Consider the following 15,043-nt stretch of genomic DNA (forward strand, 5'->3'; position numbering starts at 1 on the left):
GATTACACCGTCATGAGGCGAAGGGTGATGGAGAAAAGGTCCGCATCAAGCGCGGGGACAGCAAAGCGGGTGGGATCGACTTCGATGGCCGGCCCATCGGTGCGGCGCCACCGCACCTGGAATGACCGCTCGCCGCTGTTGTGGGCCGGCATGACCAGATCCAGCGGCGCCAGGCGAGCCTCGCTCTCACTGGCCTGCAGCGCCCGTAGAACAGGAAGACTGACGACGCCGACGTAGGCAGTACCGTCCCGGGTTGTCTGAAGCGTGATCGGCCGCCCGGCCTGTCGCGCAGACTCCTGGACGATCAAGGCACCCGTCAGGCTTGTACGCGCCTGCTGCCCAACCTTCCAGGCTGTGAACTCATCGGTCCACTGAAGGTCAGCCGGCAGTTCGATTCCAGCAAGAACGATGCGGGTCATCAGCTACGCCCCCGAACGGAAACGGCCCTGCTTTGCTGAACCTGCCGCAGGACCAACGGAGCGACGAGGCCCGCGAGGCGCTGCGCTTGCTGCACTTCGGCTGCGGTGGCGCCGGCAACCACTTCCTTCGAAGGCAGCTTCCAGTCAATGACAATGACCTGCTCGTTGGTGCCGTTGCTGCCGATGCGAGCGGCGTCCGCCTTCGCCTGCGCCTCTGCCTCAGCTTCAGCCTGCTTGCGGCGCTCGGCGAGCGCGGCAGCGGCCTCCTGGTCTCGCTGCTGCCGCTGCCGCACGACCTGGGCCTCCAGCTGCGCCACCTCTGCGATTTCGCCCTTGCCCACGTAGTCGAACTGCCCTGCCAGCCGCTCCTTCGCTGCTTTGGAAAGTTCGTCCTCCGCCTCGGCGGTCGCCTGAAGCTCTGCCTTGTACTCAGCCAGCTGCTTACGCTGCTCAGTGACCCGGTTCAGCGCGTTGGCAAATTGGACAAGCGGGTTGGGCCCGCTGAGCTTGCGCATTGCCTGCAATGCAGATTCGGAGACCTCGCCAATGCTGAACGCCATTCCTTGCGCAGCGGCCCCGGCCTGCCCCATCTGCTTGCCCATTCGTTCGGAGCTACTCCCCACCCGGTCAACCTCGTCCGCCGCACCTCCCGCGCTCTGGCGCACCTCGTCCAGCCGCTCCCGGCTGCGGCTGGCACCGTCCTGCAGCTGGCGCATTGCTACGTCGCTCACATCGCCCAGCCGCTGCATGCTGCGCTCGGTGTCGTAGATCGATTCCTGCACTGCGAGCTGGCTATCGACGTTGTCCCGGCGCCACTGGTCGCTGTCCGCAGCTGCAGCGCGGGTTGCATCGGCATATGCCCGAAAGGCTCGACGCACGTCCTCCACGGACGCCTTGCCCCTAGCCGCGCCGTCACGGATCGCTTCGAAGGCGCTCTTGGCGGCGTCCCGCGTCGCGTTGAGCGACGCCTGGGACTGGATGCCAAGCCTGGCGAATTCGTCGGCCAGCGGATCGATGGCAACCTGAATTTCGCGGATGCGAGCGTTGAGCGCTGCCGCCGACCGCGCGGCCGCATCGAAGCCGACCTTACCCTGCCGCCCTGCCGATTCCAGCAGCGCGCCCAACGTACGCGCTTCGTCCAGCGTCGCGACCTTGCCAAGCGCTGCCTTGAATGCGGTCTCGATCTGGACACCGGTAGCGATCGCGCTCTCGGCCACAGCACCAAACGCCGCGATCGCGTCTTTGCCACCAGCACTGAAGCCGACGCCCATGCGCGATGCGGAAACACCAAGCCGCTCCATTGCAGCAACAAGCGTGGTCTGCAGCACGGCGGCGGCATTGGTGGCGCCTTGCGGCATAGCCTCAAACGCCGACTGGGCCGAAGCCTGGAAGCGGAGCAGCTCGTCACCGGACAGCTTCTTCAGCGTCTCCAGCAACCCATCACGCACATTGCGCTCTGCGGCGGCGCCTTGGGAGGCAATGTAGCCCAACGCCGCTCCGACCGCCTCCAGGCTCGCCGTGTCTGCGAAGTTGAGCCCCTCGAACACCTTGCCGATCGATTCCTTCGCGAGCTTTGCGTTCCCGTCGATCCCAGCCAACTGCTGCACCACCAGCTGGGCAGCCGGGCCGATTCCATTCATGAGCGCGTCCGCAGCCGTCTGGACGCCACCCCGGAGCGACGCAAAGCCCGTCGACACCTCCAGCAACTTCTGTGTGACCAGGCCCAGCTGCTGCAGCTGCTCCGCCGTCGCGACGCCGGCCTTCTGCTGCATCAGCAGGAAGCCTTCCTGCGCTGTGAGGTACTGCTCCAAGCCGGACAGACGCTTCTCGTATGCCTGCCGCTCCGCCTCGCCCAGCTTGGCGACTTCCTCGGCCGACTTGATGACTACGTCACGGTACGCAACGAAGGACACCGCCTGTTCACGCAGCTGCAGCGCCGAATCGCGTACCTGGCTGATGTAGGCCCGCTGCGCTTCACCGGCACGCTTCAGCGCCGGGTCGTGCTGCTTCCAGATGTCCTGCGCCACGGTCTTGAGGACATCCAGACCGCCCATCGCCGCTTCCAATCCCAGCACGGCCACCGTGATGGGGACTGCCTTCGGCAACCCGCGCAGCAACGCGCCGAACCGACCGATACCCCGGCTGCCGCTTGCGACCGCTGCATTGTTGGCAATCTGCGCATTCGTGGTCGCGATCAGTGCTGCGCGCCATGCGTTCAGCTGGAGCAGGGCCCCCACGATCTTGAACTGCGCATATGCGGCAGCCATCAGGCCGATCACGCGGGCATGGTCCACAACCCACTGCGTCGTGCCTTTAACCGCCTCGGCCATGGTGATGATGGCCTGGGCGGTCTGCTTGGCCCAGCGGGACAGGCTGCCATCGGCGGCCAGTCGATCCAGCGTCGCCAGAAGGGTGTTCAGCTGCTCCTTGAAGTAGGTCAGCACCCCCTGGTCTGCGACCTCCTGTTTCCAATCCTTGAAGCGATCAGTGGCCGTCTTCCACAGGCCAGCGATGGTGCCAACCTTCGCTGCGGCGGCCGCGCCGCCATAGGATTCGGCCAGTAGATCGAGGATGATGGCCTGCGCCTTTGCCACCTGGCCGGTGGCTTCCAGGCTCTTGATCAGCGCCTTCTGGCTGTCATCCAGTGTGAAGCCCTGCTTGCTCAGGCTTTCCATCGCCTTCGACGGCGTCTGCAGTGCCTTGCCAACGACCTCGGCAGACCCCTCCAGCGACATGCCCAGCCGCTGAGCCTGATCGATGGTGATCTGCATTGCTGCCGGGAACTGCTCTCCGACGATATTGGTGTATGACAGCAGGCGTACCTGGGCCGCACTGATCTGTCCATCGTCGAAGAGCCCGCTCTGGAGCTGCTTGCGCATTGCGGCCAGGCTTTGCGCGGTGAACTCACCGCTTCGGCCGGTCGCCTGCAGAGCGGCTTCCAGTTGCGACAGCTCCTGCTCAGCGTCACTGCCTTCCTTCACGATGGCCTTGATGCCATCGACCACTCGGTTCAGGCCGACAAACGCGAGCGCGCCAGCCGCCACAGCCTTCAGCTTACCGAACCAGCTGACAGTGCTCTCGGTGGCCGACGCCAGGTCGGCACTGCCGGCGGTCGCGTCGTCGGCACGCTCGCGATACTCCGCCAGCGACTTGGCCGCAGCCCTGCTGGTGTTGGCCTGCTTGCGGAAGGCCGTCTCTGCCTCATCGATCTGCTGTTTGCGACGACGGCCCGCCTCAGCCTCTGCCGCTGCGGCCCTGGCTTGTTCGGTAAGCGCAGCCGCACTACGGGCGACTTCGATCCGCAGGCGCTGCTGGTGGTCAGCTAGGTTCGCGGTGTTGACGCCGAGCGAAGAAAGCTCGTCGTCGGCCTTGCCGACGGCATCCCATTGCTCGTTGAGCGCTTTTTTCAGCCGCTCGCCTTCCTTACGCAGATCGCGCTGGGTTGCCAGCACCTCGCGGGAGGGCTTGTCCATCTCGCCGATGCTGAGGCTGAGCGCCAGTGCGGCCTTCTGGTTGTCGTCAAACTGCTGCTCCAGCTGCGCGAGCTCGGCCAGCATGCCGTCAAAGGCATCCGCTTTCGCCGCCGCCTCGTTCAGCCCAGTGAGCGAGTCGAGCAGCTTCGTCGCCTTGCCAGCGGTCTCGACCGACATGTCTCCCAGATCGCCGAACGCCGCGCGCAGTTCGTCCACACCTTCGCGGCCCTGCGTTTCGATGACGACCCGAATTGCTTCTTCCAGCCGATCAGCCATTGGAGCTTCCGTTGACGCGCCACTGGCGGCGCAGTTCTGTCAGGTAGGTGGTGTGGACGCGCTCGATCAGCCGGCGACGGGCCTCCAGGGCGCGGCTGTTGCCATCAGCACCCGAGAGCATCTCGAACGGGCTGGGGCCTCGGAGGATGCGAACCGGGCCTCGACCGTGGCGTTTCTGCTGTGCCCGATCCCAGCCGCGCACACGGATGGCCCTGCGGCCCTTGATCGTCGCGATGAAGGCGCCGTCGTAGGTCTTCGACTCGCCCACGCCAATTCCGGCCGTCGCACCTCGGGATTTGCGACCGGCCCAGCGACCACCGAACTCGATCAGCGAGATCTGCCGCGTGCTGGCCCAAATGGAAAGGAAGTCGTCCCGGCCGCGCTTGCCGGTGCTGTAGCCGCGCTCGCCCGTCTCCACGCGATACTTCCCCCGCAGAGCAGAAGCGCGGATGTTGTAGGAGCCACGTACCTCTTGCGCAGTAGCCGGCCCAGCCCGGCGCTGCAGACCAACAAACGCCCGCTGCACCGACAGGTCGTATCGATTCAGAACTTCGCCAGCCAGGTCGGTCAGACCATGGAAACCTTTTGCCCGCCGGCCGCTGACGAAGTACTTGAGCAGGTTGTTGTTGCGATTGGACGCCACAGTGCCCTTCCTGTTTCAAACCGGGAGGGCGCCCTCGCGGCGCCCTCCCCTCGCCGGGGTCACCGGCACGCTCAGCCCGCCGACTGCGCGGCGATCTTGAAGGTGTAGAGATCGGTCTCGCCGGCCTGGAAGATGACCGGACCGGTCAGGGTCACCTGGATCGGCTCGTCGCTAAACCAGTCAACGTCGCCATCGACAGTCAGGTCGACATTGGGGATCGACAGCAGGCCTTCGTCGCCACTGATGCGGTCCTGCATGTCGCCCAGGATCTGGAAGGACTTGCTCGGTGTCGTGCCGCCGCTGATTGCGGTTTCCAGGTAGGCATCGAAGCTGTAATCGGCCGTCACAACATCACCGGCCTGCAGCGCGCCACCCTTCTTGGGGATCAGGAGACCATGACGGGGTTCGAGGTCATAGTCGGTGCCCTTCACCAGGTCCACTGCGCCCTTCTTGAACGCCGGCGCCGGCGTTGCTTCGATGAAGTTGTGCGGCAGCTTCACGGGGGTATCCACGCTGCCAACAGTGACCGACACAGCGGTGGCCGAGCCGGCTGCCACAGTGGTGTTGACCAGGGTGCCGTACAGCATGCGAGCCAGGAAGGCCGTCGGCACTTCCAGCGCGGTAATCGAGACGTTGGTGACGCCCGGATTCGAATCCTTGTGGATGATCTGCTGATAGCGAGCATCGCGGCGCTTGCTCTTGATCTCCACCGAATCGCCGGCTTCGTAGCTGAAGGTCAGCGAGGACTGCTCCAGGGGCTGGTTACCGAACTTGTCGGCGGGCTCGGGAATGACGGGGGCGCGAACGCCCTCGGCGCCGTGCTCCCAGAAGCGCAGGTCACCTGCGAACTTGCGGACTTTTGGCTGTGCCATGGTTCTGGTTCCTTTACGGGTTGGACACGGGCTCAAAGGTCTCGGTCAGACCAGCCCGCGCGGTGATCTGAGCGACTACGGCGGTATGCCCGGCATCGTCCTCAAGGGTCGCCAGCTCGGTTTCAAGCAGCTCGAAGCTGGTCACCCCAAGCGGCAGCGACTTCTCTTTGAACGTCAGGGCGCGAATCAGGTCGTGGCGCGCACGATGAACGAGAAGCCGGGGATTCGCTTCATCGCTACCACGCGGAACTTCGAACTCGATGGTGATGGCTGCGTCGGAGTTGGACTGGGCCACACCCCCGCCGCTGCGGGAGAGCCGGCGGACAGAGATGATCGTTGCAGGCTCGGTGCTGTCCTCGCTGATCTCGGTTTCATCAATGATCACGGTGCCCGCACCGATGTCGGTGCGGAAGCCATTGCTGCGCGAGATCAGCCGGACGCGAGCCTCCAGGAATTCCACCAGCTGCCACGACAGCGGCTCTGCGAGGTCAGCCACGGCTCACCAGCCAGCGGCTCTGCGAGCCGTCATCGCTGATCTTCTTGCTGTTAACGAAGACCTCTGCGCCGAAAGCGCTCGAAACCACCTCGAAACGATCGCCTTGTTCAGGCGCTACGTCCGAACGCAAGTACGCGATCTCCACGCGTCCTGACCTGAACTGGCGTAGTTCACCTATGGTCTCAACGTCGCGCTCCACGTAGGCACGCACGCCCTCGGTGGCCGCACCATCCTTGGCCGTGTACCGGCCTCGCGAGGCCATGCCCGCCAGCGTAAAGGCGGCGTGCAACGTGCCATCCAAATCGCGGAGGAAGTCGACCTCGCTCACCGTGCACCTCGCGAGCACAGCAGCGCATAGGCCTGAAGCGCCCTCACTTGGGCGTCGCACTGGGCGGCAGCGCCAACAGCTCGGCCCGCACTTTCAATTCGGTCGTCGGCTCGACCATCAGGCTGGCTGCCGGCTGCGGCGGCTGCGGACAGCTCGGCGGTGGCGACGGTCGCTTGCCAGCGCTGGTGCAGGCGCTGGTTGCCAGCGCGAAGATCAGCGATAAGGCGATCAGAGGCTTTCTGTGCATCGTCCTTTTCCTTTTCATATGTGGCGGCCAAAGCGTTCGCAGCGGCTGCGCTGCCACGTTCGGCCGCCAGCGTGGCGGCCGTTGCATTCGCCTCGGCGCGGGCCGCATCGCGTTCGCGCTCCATCACGTCACGGGCGGCAGCTGCCTGGTCGGTCGCGCGGTGCGCGATAGAAATCGACCCTCGCTGCCAGACAATCACGCCCAGCAGCAGAAGAGTGGCGAGGATGAGGGCACGGATCATGCGGACACCACCGGGTCTTCAGGCGGAATGACTGCACCGAGCCCACGCAGCGTGGATTCAAGCTGCCTGACTCGCATCCGCAATGCGCTGGCCTCCTCCTGTGCCTTGAGCCGCATCATCATCTCTTGCTGCAGCCGCTCGTCCTGGACCGAGACCCTCTGTTCCAGCGACCCGATACGCTCGGAAAGACCCTTGATGAGATCCACGTTCGCATCAGTCTCGGTGCGTTCCTTCTTGCGCGACAGAAATGCAGCCCAGGTCTCGCGCAGAATCCACACGGCTACGACGCTGCCCGCAGCCCACCAGGGAGCCGTGGCGGTGACACCGCCGCCGACCATCAGCTGAGCGCCTCGGCGACACCAGCGCTGACCACATCGGCACTCCAGTACATGCCACCGTTCTCGTGCTTTGCGATGGCCGTCGCGAGACGCCCGAGCGTCACCGGGTTATCCAACCGGATGACTTCGGAAGGTGCGACGCCCACCGCCGCCGCAACCTGCCGGACGTAGGCGCCCGTATCGTTCTCCACCGGTGGTGCCCAGCGTCCGATGATCTCCTTCACCGTGCGGAGGCCGTGCTTGCGCTGATAGGTGAGCAGTGTCTTGCCCAGAGCCCTGAAACCCGCCTGCGGGGTCAGGAAGACGCAGAAGCGAGCCTCGCGGGCGATGGCAGCTGCCGACCGGTCCTCGCCCTGCCAGGGCGTGCTGGTGCGGTCGATGTTGCCAGGATTGTTGTTGCGTACGCCGCGCGGCGTGCCAGTGGTGCCCATGCGATCCCCCGTTGTCGCTGTGGAAGAACCGGCACCGCTCACGCCACCCGGGCTTCTGTGAGCGGTGCCGGCCAGTTTGATTACGCCTTGGTGGCGTTGCCGGGCGAAAGACGGACTTCGGCGGTCGTCTGGCCGGTGGAGCCGGCGGCCCAGGCGAACGCTGCGCCGGTGATGTCGCCGGCCACGGCAGTCGCGGAACTACCGTCGACTGCCTTGGCGCTTGCGCTCCACACCAGCTTTTCACCCTGCTCGAAGACCGCCGTAGGCACCTTCGGCAGCGTGAACACGCCGCCCAGGGCTACGCTGCCCGTCGCGCCGGCGGCGATGTTGACCAGGGCAACCCCCAGCTGATGACCGACGACAACCGCCTGACCCGATGCAACCTGCTGTTCGGTGGTGTTGGTCCAGGGATCACGTCCCCATCGGATACGAAGTTCTGTGCCATGTCTCAGTGCTCCAGTTGGGGATCAGCCGCAGCGCTGCACGCCGCGATAGTCGAGGGCGGCAATGCCGAAATCGAGGCGGGCCTTCCAGCGCACACCGTCGACGGTGAAGCCTTCCTCGTAGTCGAGGAAGGGTTCGGTGATCCCATCAAGGAATGCGACCTCGATGGCCGGACAGTCGTTCGGATCGGCGAACAGGTACCACTTGTCGTCCTTGATGCGCGCGGTGTCGACGATGTCGCGGAAGAGACCCTGCACCGCGTTCGGGCGCTGCAGCTTTCCTTCAGCGTCCGGGTCGTACTCGGCCTTGTTGGTGACACGCGCGGCACTGCCGTACTTGGTCGGACCGAGCCAGAGTGCCGGCGACAGATCCAGTACATCATTCCCGCCCACGTCCTTCTGCTGGGCCAGCTGGACGCGCATCGCGTCGACCGAGGTGACGCTCGGCACTGCTGCCGCCAGGATGTTGCCGTGGTCGGCGTGGAACAGCGTCTTGTTGGAATCCAGCTTCGGATTGCTGGCGAGGAACGCATACGCGTCGGCCTCAATGGTCCGCTTTGCGGCACGACCGAAGGCGGTCGCCAAGCCGAGGAACGCACCCAGGTCGTCGTTGATGATCGCCTGACGCGTCAGGTTGATGGTGTTGCCCTTGGTGCCAGCGGTGATGGTTGCCTTCTCGCCGTCCGGGATCTTCTTGTTCTTGAACTCGCCAGCCTCGGTCAGCTTGTCCAGGTTGCCAATGCTGCCCACGCGGTAGCGCGAATGCTCGCGGAAATCACTGACGGTGCCGGTGACGCACCAGCGGGACCAGGTGTCCGGGGCAACGGCGTAGGCCGCCTGCAGCGCCTTGTGCATCGTGCTTTCGAGCAGCACCGGGAAGTCACTGCCGCTCTGCGTGAACGCGCGGCCGACCAGCTCCAGCTTCGCCATGCCATCGGTGCGTACGCCGCAGCGCTCCAGGCTACGACGGGCCAGGTCCATCAGGGTCAGGCCGCGCACTGGATTGTCACCGGTGAGCGCGAAGATCCGCTTGGTTGCGGGATCGATTACCTGGGCTCGGTGCAGCAGCGCATGCGTCACAGCGGAGCGCTGCAGATCCTGCTCGTCCTCGGTGACGCTAATGCGGTTGATGTTGCCGCCAGCAGCGGCGTCGCGCTGCTCCAGCGTGGTCAAGATCAGGCCACGCACGTGGTCGACCGAGTGACCAGCGCGAATCCAGCCAGCTGCATGCTCGGTCTGGCCGTGGCGGGTTGCCAGCTCCACGATTTCGGCTGCGCGCGTGTCACCTTCCGGAACCTGAGCTGCGGCCGGCGCTGCCGGAGCCGGGGTGTTGTTGATGGGTTCCTGCTGGACCGCCGATTCGGCGGCGCGGGCGGCGGGCTGAGGCATGGTGTGCTCCTGCGACGATGCGCTACGGGTGAATACACAGGGGGTCCCCTGTGCGGGTTGATTGCTGCGAGTACCTGCTGCCGGGTCGGCCGGCACAGTGACGAAGCTGATCTCGCTCGGCGTCCACTCCACCGCGCGGTAGATCGGCAAATCGCCGGGGTTGACGGCGCGCTCGATCTCATAGCGCTGCACGGTGTAACCAACCGAGATATTGCGAATGATCCCGGCACCGATATCGGCGATTACGCCGGCCAGCTCCTCGCGACCGGAGAGACGGATAAGGGCGTGGCCTTCACCATTGGAGAGCCAGGCGCGATCAACCACTCCCATCTGTGAGCCGATACCCCAGGTGTTATGGCTGTCCAGGACCGGAGCAGCGCCAGAGGACAGACGCTCCATGTTGCAGGCAGCCTCATCAACGACCAGCTCCTCCCAGTAGTACGTGTCATTCCACCAGTCGTAGCGGCGCACCCTGGTACCGGCGGTCCACTGGAGTTCGATCGTGCGTGCCTCGCTATCGAAGCTGGTCGGCTGCAGCTCGGCCTCACGCAACTGCGGGGGCATGAGGCGTGTCGTACCGTCCTGCGTCGGAGCCTGGATTGGCTGGGGCATGGTCATTCCTCGTTGGTTGTTGAGGCGTCGACCAGGCCGGTCCGGGCGCCACTGGATTGAAGGAAAGTCATCAGACCGAGGGCGCCGGTCTCTTTCATCCGCTTGAAGTCCTTGCCCATCTCGACGTAGACCGCATCCGGGTCGTAGCCACGCCGACGCAGCGCTTCACTGGGTGAGTTGAGACCGGCGCCCATCGCTGCGATCTCCGATTCGATGTCCTGCTTGGGGTTGACGTAGTCCCAGCGCGGCGTGCTCCAGTCGGCAGTGCTTCCCGTGGAACGCACCCCACCGCCAAGCGCAGCTGCTTCGTCAAACCAGCGCCAGATCGGCTTACACATCTGCGGGACTAGCACCAGCCACTGCATCTGCTCGCAATCACGACGGAACTCCATCTGCCGGATGCGGGCACTGGAGAAGTTCACCTCACGCATATCACCGGTGGCCGACTCGTACGGGACACCGATGCCAGCAGTAATGATGTGCGCGTTAAACTTGCAATATTCGACGTAGCCCCCTGCCGGCTTTGGCTCGACAGTCTGGAAGGCTGTGGCACCGGTGATGTGGGTGACGCCACCGCTGGGCAGTGGCCCAAGGTCGGTGACCTGGTCGCGATCTGAGCCGAGCTGCGAAGGGCCGTCATCGTCCGCGTTGGACATCGAGTCGATGTCGCCACTGACGATCACACCAAGCCGCGCTTCCAGGTTCTTCCGCGCCAGCTCGGCGTCTTCGTACAGCATCAGGTCCCGCACTCGCGCGATCACCGGGGCGAAGCGCGTAATGCCGCGTCCCTGCCCGGGACGGACGGGGTTGTAGAGGTGGATGATGTCGGATGCCGGCACCAACGAACTGCTCAAGCGTACAGAGCCACGCACAGCCTCACCGGGATGCGCTCCGAACAACCAGTAGCCGCGAATCCGACCGATCGCGTCGTACTCAATGCCGTTGATGATTTGACCACCGCCCGACGCAGACCCGTTCTTGTTCCCGTCCAGCCAGTCGATCTCCAGTACCTGAAGCTGCAGCGGGACTGCGAGACCGTCCGACTGACGCCTGGTGCGGCGGCGAATCATGACCTCACCGTCCTGCTCCATCGCGCGATACGCGGTAGCCATGAGGCCGTAGATGTCCGACTTTCCATCAGCATCCGCCACATCGGCCCAGCGGCCCCACAGGGTGTCCAGCGCGGAAGCGTTTGGGCCTTCGGCCTTGGGAGTAATGCCGGTCCCGATCGTTGCGCTCACCAGCACTTGGAGGGACCGCGCGCAGTACGGAACGTTCTGCACCAGCGCCCGAGCTCGGTTCCGCAGCTCGCGGGCGTCTGCCAGGTGATCGGTGTTCGCGCTGGCCCCCGCCCTACGAACACGCCAACCGTCAGTGCGCGAAGCGCCCTCGTAGGCACGTACCGCATCAAGCGTTGCCCTGGCGCGGTGACGCTTCAGGGCTGCCTGCGGAGAAATGGCGCCGATGACCCTGTCCAGCAGCGAGGCCGCCATGTCAGAAGCCCCTCAGCGTCGTGAAGCGGTAGCGGCGTGTGGCCGACTTCCGTCGGCCAGCCGTCACGGCGGCAACCTCAGCTTCCATGCGGTCCAATGCCGTCAACATGGCTTCGACGGACTGATACGTGATCTGACGATCACCATGCCGAACGGACAACTGACCGCTGGCGATGGCGGCCTTCAGCCTCTGCACATCCTCTTTGGTCCAGCTCATCAGTGAGGCATCCGCGAGATCATGGATGCCAGTTTCCTGATCAAGTGCGGGTGAGTCTCGGGGAACTCACCCGCACCCCCTACTCATTGGCGCAAGGCTCATCAAGCAAGCGGTACAGCGTCCGTCTGTCAATCCTGAACCTCCTGCACAGCGACCGTACAGACTCCTGTTCCTGCATCCCTTTTCGGATCTCATCCACAGGGTAGGCACTGATTTGCATGCTGGCGGGGATGTACAGATCCTGTGCTGGGTACTCCTCGACAAGGTAGGCCACCACGGCCTCCACAACGCTGCGTATATCGTCGCTATCACATCGCAGGCGCAGCGCGGCGCCGACCGCGAGCTCCTCCGTCAGCTCACTGATTCGTACCTTGTTTCGGACTGTGTTCCTGCTCACCACTGCCTCCCCGTGCTGCGAGGCTGCGCGGGACGTTGCCGGCGAGGAACACTCGATGTTTCACGGGAATCAGCGGACGTGTCGGCCTCCGACGCAGCACCTTGCGTTTCGCGTGAAACGTTCACGCTTGGCGGCGCAGCCAGCCTTTGTTCCAAAAGGTCCCAATCGGAACGCGTGAAGCGGTTGATGCGGACCTCTGGGTGATGGGTCGCCGCGTAGGCATACACCCAGGTGTCCAACGGCTCGTTTCGGGTCACCTTCTTCTCAAAGCGGTTCTTGACAGGGTTGTAGACCTCCGACACCAGGCCCGGGAAGAACTCCTCCGGTAGCTGGTCACTGAGGTGGACCATGCGATTCTCGGGCTTACGCTCGGCGTCAGCCGACAGACGGCTGTAAAGGTAGTGCTTGGCTGCAACGGTACCCACGTGGTTGATGGTGATGCCGCGCTTGTCAGTCTTGCCCTTCCAGGTGACGTCAGCCAGCTTGCCCTTGGACAGCACGGGAGCGTTGTTGGGTACAGCACCAAAGATGCACATTGGTCGGGTGATGCGCCGCTGACGGACGTAGTTTTTGACGGCTTCGGTGCGGTGGCCACCAGCGTCGATGGCCACTGCCATCGGCCGGAGCAGCGCGCCATCTTCGCGCTCGATTGCGCGGTTGAGCAAATCGGTCAGGGCTACCCAGACCGCTTCCTCGGCTGGATCGCCCTGCAGCTCAACATAGTCCAGGGTCCATGCGGTCATACCCCGTCCCCAGCCGACGACATGAACAGCAAGACGGTTGTCCTGCGTATCCACACCTACGGTGATGGCCAGCACACCTTGCGGAGCCGAGCGAAGCGCATAGGGCTCGGCACGATCTTTGATGACATTGTGCTTCACTGCCCGCATTGCCGGGTCTTCCCACGTCTCGGCCAGGCGATCATTGACGAAGGTCTTTAGAGAAGCGGGATCGCCCTGCGCCTCCAGCCATTCCTTCACCAGGTCCAACCAGCGCGGCCCCAGGCCGAACTGGTAGTAGAGGCAGTTGATGGTGTAGCCGCGAATGGGCGAGTCAGGGTTGGCCGCGACCCAGCGCCCGTTGGCGATCATCTCGGTCTTGAAGTGTTCCTCGATGGCGACGCCGCACTCGCAGCACGCATACCATGCGTGGCTCTTGTCGGGCGACCACACCAGGCCACTCCAATGCAGCGCCTGATAATGGCCGCAGTGGGGGCACGGCACGTGATACCGGCGCTGATCGCTCTTGTCGTACAGCTTGGCAATCCGACTGAGGCCGGCGATTCCCGGGGTGCTGATGTACTGGCGCTTGTACGTCGTCGGGAAGGATGAGGTGCGGCCGTCCAGCATCTTCACCGGGTCGTCGCCGGTGGACAGCTGCTGCGGTGCCTCATCGATCTCATCCACCTGCAGGTACTTCACGGTAGAGGACTTCAGTCGCTGCGGGCTGCCCATGTGTTCCACGAACAGCTGGCCGCCGGCAAAATCCTTGAACGTGCGCTGGTTGGCGCTGTCACGGCTGGCAGTGCTGGTCAGCGCTTTCTTGACCGCTGCGCACACCTCGATCATCGGGTTGAGCTTCTGGGCAATCCACTTGTTCATGGACACCTCACCCGGCAGCGCATACATCATCGGGCCCGGCGCATAGTCCATCCAGTAGGCCATGGCATTGGTCGCCAGTTGGCTCTTGCCGAATTGGATCGGAAACATGCAGACCTGATCGTGCACCGGGCTGCGGGCGGACATGTTGTCCATCGGCTCCCGCAATGGCGGGTTGCGGTCCGTCACCCACCTCCCGGGCTTGCTGCCGCTCTTGGTGGAAAGGCGCATGTGCTCATCGCACCACTGCGACACGCTCATGGGCCGCCGCGGCTGCAGCGAGCGCGCCAGCACCGACGCCAAGCAGCTCTGTGCCTGCATCATTCCGAAGCCTCCGCAGCCTTGGCTGCTAGCGTGCGGAAGCCCTGGCTGAGCTCTTCCAGGGCGTGGCTCACCTCATCCCAGACCAAGCGCCGGCACCCGGCCTCATCCAGTGTCGCGGCGAGCTGCGGCGCCAGCGTATCGGCGAGGCGCTCCATCGCTCCCCGAAACGTCGTTGCGTGCTCAGCCAGGAATGCTTCCACGTCCGCGCGCGGCAGCAGCAACCCCAGCTCCTTCTGCAGTGCGATGTGGGCCATGTGCGCGTCGGTCTCCGCCTTGTCGGCCAGCGCTTTCGCTTTGCGCGCGGAATCCGGGGTTTGCGGGCGGCCGGCGCGTGAGGGCCTGGCATCGTCGCCATCGTCGTCCTCTTCATCGTCGTCGCTGTCGACGTCGAGGGCATTGGCGCCCTCCCCGCTCCCCACGAGCGCGCTGCCACGCTCATCTGCGTGTCGCTGGGCGACACCGGCATAGACCGGGTCAGCGGTACGAGCGTAGAGCTCCAGGGAGGCGGCCTTCAGGAATCCCTTGCCGCCGGCCCCAACCACCACCCTGCCCTTCTTCCTCAGCTCGACCACGTAGGACGGTCTGCAGCCGATCAGCGAGGCCAGCTCTTTGCCAGTGATCGTGACGTCTTCCTCAGCCATTGCTACCCCCCACTCCATTTCCTTCGAAGATCGTCAAAGCGGGAAAACGCGCGCGCGCGAGCATGTGCGGGCTGTGCGGCGGCGTGTGCGGGATGCGATGCTCGCTGAATCGCCGTGGCACAAGGCGTGTGCGGCGTGTGCGGGATGTGCGGTCACCTGTACACG

The 15,043-nt window shown here is 64.6% G+C and carries 16 protein-coding genes; all 16 read right to left on the bottom strand.

The genetic code is table 11. The annotated features are described in order from the left end of the window. Nucleotides 1-2: 2 nt before the first annotated feature. The gene (locus tag ROV95_RS09150) at nt 3-419 is read right to left on the bottom strand and encodes a hypothetical protein (protein ID WP_043402241.1); all 417 of its coding nucleotides are present in this window, start codon (nt 417-419) and stop codon (nt 3-5) included. Next, nucleotides 419-4,168, bottom strand: coding sequence for a Laminin subunit alpha-2 (locus ROV95_RS09155; protein ID WP_312544065.1), 3,750 nt, complete (start codon nt 4,166-4,168; stop codon nt 419-421). The genes ROV95_RS09150 and ROV95_RS09155 overlap by 1 nt, the downstream gene beginning before the upstream one ends. Next, nucleotides 4,161-4,811 carry a hypothetical protein gene (locus ROV95_RS09160; RefSeq protein ID WP_312544066.1) on the bottom strand — a complete coding sequence of 217 codons (651 nt, stop codon included), beginning with the start codon at nt 4,809-4,811 and terminating at the stop codon, nt 4,161-4,163. The genes ROV95_RS09155 and ROV95_RS09160 overlap by 8 nt, the downstream gene beginning before the upstream one ends. 71 nt (nt 4,812-4,882) lie before the next feature. Next, nucleotides 4,883-5,683 carry a hypothetical protein gene (locus ROV95_RS09165; protein ID WP_312544067.1) on the bottom strand — a complete coding sequence of 267 codons (801 nt, stop codon included), beginning with the start codon at nt 5,681-5,683 and terminating at the stop codon, nt 4,883-4,885. A 13-nt stretch (nt 5,684-5,696) separates the two neighbouring features. Further along, nucleotides 5,697-6,179, bottom strand: coding sequence for a hypothetical protein (locus tag ROV95_RS09170; protein ID WP_312544068.1), 483 nt, complete (start codon nt 6,177-6,179; stop codon nt 5,697-5,699). After that, nucleotides 6,172-6,507, bottom strand: a complete 336-nt coding sequence (locus tag ROV95_RS09175; protein WP_312544069.1) for a hypothetical protein — start codon at nt 6,505-6,507, stop codon at nt 6,172-6,174. The genes ROV95_RS09170 and ROV95_RS09175 overlap by 8 nt, the downstream gene beginning before the upstream one ends. Beyond that, the gene (locus tag ROV95_RS09180) at nt 6,504-6,995 is read right to left on the bottom strand and encodes an endopeptidase (RefSeq protein WP_312544071.1); all 492 of its coding nucleotides are present in this window, start codon (nt 6,993-6,995) and stop codon (nt 6,504-6,506) included. Before ROV95_RS09180 ends, ROV95_RS09175 begins: the two co-directional genes overlap by 4 nt. Then, the gene (locus ROV95_RS09185) at nt 6,992-7,333 is read right to left on the bottom strand and encodes a hypothetical protein (protein WP_049423649.1); all 342 of its coding nucleotides are present in this window, start codon (nt 7,331-7,333) and stop codon (nt 6,992-6,994) included. Before ROV95_RS09185 ends, ROV95_RS09180 begins: the two co-directional genes overlap by 4 nt. After that, the gene (locus ROV95_RS09190) at nt 7,333-7,764 is read right to left on the bottom strand and encodes a structural protein P5 (protein ID WP_235651097.1); all 432 of its coding nucleotides are present in this window, start codon (nt 7,762-7,764) and stop codon (nt 7,333-7,335) included. Before ROV95_RS09190 ends, ROV95_RS09185 begins: the two co-directional genes overlap by 1 nt. 80 nt (nt 7,765-7,844) lie before the next feature. Next, entirely contained in the window at nt 7,845-8,216 is a 372-nt protein-coding gene (locus ROV95_RS09195; protein ID WP_312545105.1) for a DUF2190 family protein, read from the bottom strand. A gap of 15 nt (nt 8,217-8,231) precedes the next feature. Then, nucleotides 8,232-10,214 carry a prohead protease/major capsid protein fusion protein gene (locus ROV95_RS09200; RefSeq protein WP_312544072.1) on the bottom strand — a complete coding sequence of 661 codons (1,983 nt, stop codon included), beginning with the start codon at nt 10,212-10,214 and terminating at the stop codon, nt 8,232-8,234. Further along, complete coding sequence (locus tag ROV95_RS09205; protein ID WP_312544074.1) at nt 10,211-11,701, bottom strand: phage portal protein; 1,491 nt, start codon at nt 11,699-11,701, stop codon at nt 10,211-10,213. The genes ROV95_RS09200 and ROV95_RS09205 overlap by 4 nt, the downstream gene beginning before the upstream one ends. A gap of 1 nt (nt 11,702) precedes the next feature. Continuing rightward, the gene (locus tag ROV95_RS09210) at nt 11,703-11,918 is read right to left on the bottom strand and encodes a hypothetical protein (protein WP_312544076.1); all 216 of its coding nucleotides are present in this window, start codon (nt 11,916-11,918) and stop codon (nt 11,703-11,705) included. Between the two features lie 79 nt (nt 11,919-11,997). Then, a complete protein-coding gene (locus ROV95_RS09215; RefSeq protein WP_199157845.1) occupies nt 11,998-12,315 on the bottom strand; it encodes a hypothetical protein in 318 nt (105 codons plus the stop codon). Next, nucleotides 12,312-14,237, bottom strand: a complete 1,926-nt coding sequence (locus ROV95_RS09220; protein ID WP_312544082.1) for a phage terminase large subunit family protein — start codon at nt 14,235-14,237, stop codon at nt 12,312-12,314. The genes ROV95_RS09215 and ROV95_RS09220 overlap by 4 nt, the downstream gene beginning before the upstream one ends. Next, nucleotides 14,234-14,878, bottom strand: a complete 645-nt coding sequence (locus ROV95_RS09225) for a hypothetical protein (RefSeq protein ID WP_312544084.1) — start codon at nt 14,876-14,878, stop codon at nt 14,234-14,236. Before ROV95_RS09225 ends, ROV95_RS09220 begins: the two co-directional genes overlap by 4 nt. Nucleotides 14,879-15,043 lie beyond the last annotated feature (165 nt).

The organism is Stenotrophomonas maltophilia group sp. msm1 (assembly GCF_032025805.1).
In the GTDB taxonomy this organism is placed as follows: domain Bacteria; phylum Pseudomonadota; class Gammaproteobacteria; order Xanthomonadales; family Xanthomonadaceae; genus Stenotrophomonas; species Stenotrophomonas hibiscicola.

Coding starts and splice junctions, on each gene's coding strand:
- ROV95_RS09150 (WP_043402241.1), bottom strand. CDS start 419: ATGACCCGCATCGTTCTTGCTGGAATCGAACTGCCGGCTGACCTTCAG.
- ROV95_RS09155 (WP_312544065.1), bottom strand. CDS start 4,168: ATGGCTGATCGGCTGGAAGAAGCAATTCGGGTCGTCATCGAAACGCAG.
- ROV95_RS09165 (WP_312544067.1), bottom strand. CDS start 5,683: ATGGCACAGCCAAAAGTCCGCAAGTTCGCAGGTGACCTGCGCTTCTGG.
- ROV95_RS09180 (WP_312544071.1), bottom strand. CDS start 6,995: ATGATCCGTGCCCTCATCCTCGCCACTCTTCTGCTGCTGGGCGTGATT.
- ROV95_RS09185 (WP_049423649.1), bottom strand. CDS start 7,333: ATGGTCGGCGGCGGTGTCACCGCCACGGCTCCCTGGTGGGCTGCGGGC.
- ROV95_RS09190 (WP_235651097.1), bottom strand. CDS start 7,764: ATGGGCACCACTGGCACGCCGCGCGGCGTACGCAACAACAATCCTGGC.
- ROV95_RS09200 (WP_312544072.1), bottom strand. CDS start 10,214: ATGACCATGCCCCAGCCAATCCAGGCTCCGACGCAGGACGGTACGACA.
- ROV95_RS09205 (WP_312544074.1), bottom strand. CDS start 11,701: ATGGCGGCCTCGCTGCTGGACAGGGTCATCGGCGCCATTTCTCCGCAG.
- ROV95_RS09210 (WP_312544076.1), bottom strand. CDS start 11,918: ATGAGCTGGACCAAAGAGGATGTGCAGAGGCTGAAGGCCGCCATCGCC.
- ROV95_RS09220 (WP_312544082.1), bottom strand. CDS start 14,237: ATGATGCAGGCACAGAGCTGCTTGGCGTCGGTGCTGGCGCGCTCGCTG.
- ROV95_RS09225 (WP_312544084.1), bottom strand. CDS start 14,878: ATGGCTGAGGAAGACGTCACGATCACTGGCAAAGAGCTGGCCTCGCTG.